The organism is Collinsella sp. AM13-34, from assembly GCF_003473055.1.
Classification (GTDB): domain Bacteria; phylum Actinomycetota; class Coriobacteriia; order Coriobacteriales; family Coriobacteriaceae; genus Collinsella.
In genome coordinates this window covers 10975-11340 of record NZ_QRLE01000036.1, presented here as the reverse complement: position 1 = coordinate 11340, position 366 = coordinate 10975, and the positions used below count along the sequence as shown (strand labels likewise).

The window sequence follows — 366 nt, the reverse complement described above, 5'->3', positions numbered from 1 at the left end:
ATCAAAACCACCCCTAAAAGGGGTGGTTTGCTCTTAGGGTATAACCCTTGGATTTCCGGCACGCGTCTAAAGGCGCCGGCCCTCACGGGGTTCGGGCCGCACTGCAGGTTGACCCGTGACGGGCCGGTCAAACCGGCGCTACTTGCGCCCCGGCCCCCTATCGAAGGGGTCCTCGTACTCCTTGACGCTCAGCCGGTCGAGCGCGATGTCCGCCTTCTCCTGCTCCCGGATGTACTTCGCGATCGTGGCCTCGTTCAGGCCGACGGTGGACACGTAGTATCCCTCGGCCCAGAACTTCCTGTTGCCGAACTTGTACTTCATGTTCGCGTGCCTGTCGAATACCATCAGCGAGCTCTTCCCCTTCAG

Annotated in this window: 1 protein-coding gene; it reads right to left on the bottom strand. The window is 61.2% G+C overall.

Features of this window, described 5'->3' with window-relative positions; translation table 11 throughout:
• Positions 1 to 138: 138 nt before the first annotated feature.
• The coding region (locus DW151_RS10810; protein ID WP_233543396.1) for a transposase at positions 139 to 366 on the bottom strand (228 nt) is incomplete at its 5' end.